The 2170-nt window shown below is 60.8% G+C and carries 4 protein-coding genes; all 4 read left to right on the top strand.

Features of this window, described 5'->3' with window-relative positions; translation table 11 throughout:
* The coding region (locus VGP75_RS14500) for a methylmalonyl-CoA mutase family protein (RefSeq protein ID WP_327544342.1) at positions 1 to 786 on the top strand (786 nt) is incomplete at its 5' end.
* 9 nt (positions 787 to 795) lie between these two features.
* A complete protein-coding gene (locus VGP75_RS14495; RefSeq protein ID WP_327544341.1) occupies positions 796 to 1407 on the top strand; it encodes a VOC family protein in 612 nt (203 codons plus the stop codon).
* Complete coding sequence (locus VGP75_RS14490; RefSeq protein WP_327544340.1) at positions 1404 to 1871, top strand: GNAT family N-acetyltransferase; 468 nt, start codon at positions 1404 to 1406, stop codon at positions 1869 to 1871. The genes VGP75_RS14495 and VGP75_RS14490 overlap by 4 nt, the downstream gene beginning before the upstream one ends.
* Before the next feature lie 15 nt (positions 1872 to 1886).
* Positions 1887 to 2170 (top strand): TerB family tellurite resistance protein (locus VGP75_RS14485; protein WP_327544339.1); only part of this gene is annotated, 284 nt, incomplete at its 3' end.

Raw genomic sequence — 2170 nt, 5'->3', positions numbered from 1 at the left:
ACCGAAGTGGTTGTTGGCGTCAACAAGTACCGCAAGGACAACGAGGATCCGATTGATATCCTTGATATCGATAACGAGGCGGTGCGCCTGTCGCAGATCGCACGGATCGAGGCCACCAAAGCTGCCCGTGATGAGGCGGCTTGTGAAGCGGCCCTGACGGAAATCACGCGCCGCGCGAACGAAGGCGGCAACCTGTTGGAGGCAGCGGTCGATGCATCACGCGCCCGCGCCACAGTCGGAGAGATTAGCATGGCCATGGAAAAAGCATTCGGACGGCACCGCGCCGAGGTGAAGACATTGGCGGGCGTTTACGGCGCAGCCTATGAGGGCGACGCAGGCTTTGCCGCTATTCAGGAAAGCGTTGAAAAATTCGCAGAAGAAGAGGGGCGCCGCCCGCGTATGCTTGTCGTCAAGATGGGGCAGGACGGGCATGACCGCGGGGCCAAGGTGATCGCCACCGCCTTTGCCGATATCGGCTTTGATGTGGATGTCGGGCCGTTGTTCCAGACCCCTGCCGAGGCCGCACAGGATGCGATCGACAATGACGTGCATGTGATCGGGATTTCCTCGCAAGCGGCGGGGCATAAGACCCTTGCGCCGAAACTGGTGCAGGCGCTGAAAGATGCGGGTGCGGACGATATCATCGTGATCTGTGGCGGGGTGATCCCGCAGCAGGACTATCAGTTCCTTTATGATAGCGGCGTGAAGGCGATTTTCGGACCAGGCACGAACATTCCCAAAGCGGCGGCGGATATTCTGAACCTGATCCGCAGTGCGCGCGTGTAGGAGCGGATGATGATCAAACTGGACCATCTTGCCGTCGCCTGTACCGACCTTGCCGAAGGTACGGCGTGGGTCGAGGAACAGCTGGGCGTGACCCTGCAACCCGGCGGGCAACATCCGCGTTATGGCACTTACAATACGTTGCTCGGTTTGGCCGACGGGCTCTATTTCGAGGTAATTGCGAAGGAACCGGGCGCCGTGCCAGAGGCGGGCCATGCGTGGTTCGGGCTGGATGATTTTACCGGCCCACCGCGCCTTGCGAACTGGATTTGCCAGACCGATGATCTGGCGGTGGCCTTGGCCAAAGCACCTGCCGCGGCGGGAAGCGCACGCGCTTTGACGCGGGGCGATTTGCAGTGGCAAATCACTGTCCCCGATGATGGCAGCCTGCCGTATCAGGGGGCCTTTCCGACGTTGATTGAATGGGGCGCCGGCATGCAGCATCCCAGCGCACGGCTGACGCCAAGCGGTGTGCGGTTGCGCAAATTGGAAGTCAGCCACCCTGATGCGGCCGACCTGATGCAGATGATGGACCTTGCCGACAGCCGCGTTGAGATGGTTACAGGGCCGTTCGGCCTTTGCGCCACCTTCGACACCCCCAGCGGGGTCAGGACACTGGCATGATCCGTGCCGCGACCCGTGCAGATGCGCCACAGATCGCCGCGATCTGGAACCATGCGATCCGCGAGACAACAATCACTTTCAATCCGGTCGAGAAATCCGAGGGGGAAGTGGCTGATCTGACAGCGCAGGATTGTCTGGTCTGGGAGGTTTCGGGCCGCATTTTGGGCTTTGCCCGCTATTTCCCGTTTCGGGGTGGTGAAGGCTATCGTTTCACAGTCGAGCACACGGTCATGTTGCACAGGGACGGCCACGGACAGGGTGGCGGGCGGCAGTTGATGGAGGCGCTTTGCGCCCATGCGGCGGCCGCTGGCAAGCACAGCATGTTCGCCGGATGCAGCGCCGAGAACGCTGGTGCTGTTGCCTTTCATGCCCGTATGGGGTTCGCAGAGGTTGCAAGATTGCCCGAAGTGGGGTTCAAGTTTGGGCGGTGGATTGATCTCGTCCTGATGCAAAAACGCCTGTAAAAAGGACCCTACTTTATGTCGATTTGGTCCCGCATGGCCGAAGCAATCGCGGCACTCGCCAAAGGTGAGGGGCTGTCGGCTGTCTTTGAAAAGCTGCGTGCGACACCGGACCGGACGGTGGCATTTGCCATTGCCGTGATCGCGCTGGGCGCAAAAATGGCCAAGGCAGACGGGCAGGTCACCAAGGATGAGGTCGTGGCCTTCCGCGAGGTCTTCGTGATCCCTGCAGCGGAAGAGGCGAATGCGGCGCGGGTGTTCAACCTCGCACGTCAGGACGTGGCGGGTTATGATATCTACGC

Source organism: Yoonia sp., from assembly GCF_036007805.1.
Taxonomy (GTDB): domain Bacteria; phylum Pseudomonadota; class Alphaproteobacteria; order Rhodobacterales; family Rhodobacteraceae; genus Yoonia.
Note: the sequence above shows the minus strand (reverse complement) of the source record. Positions and strands in the feature narration are given on the sequence as shown.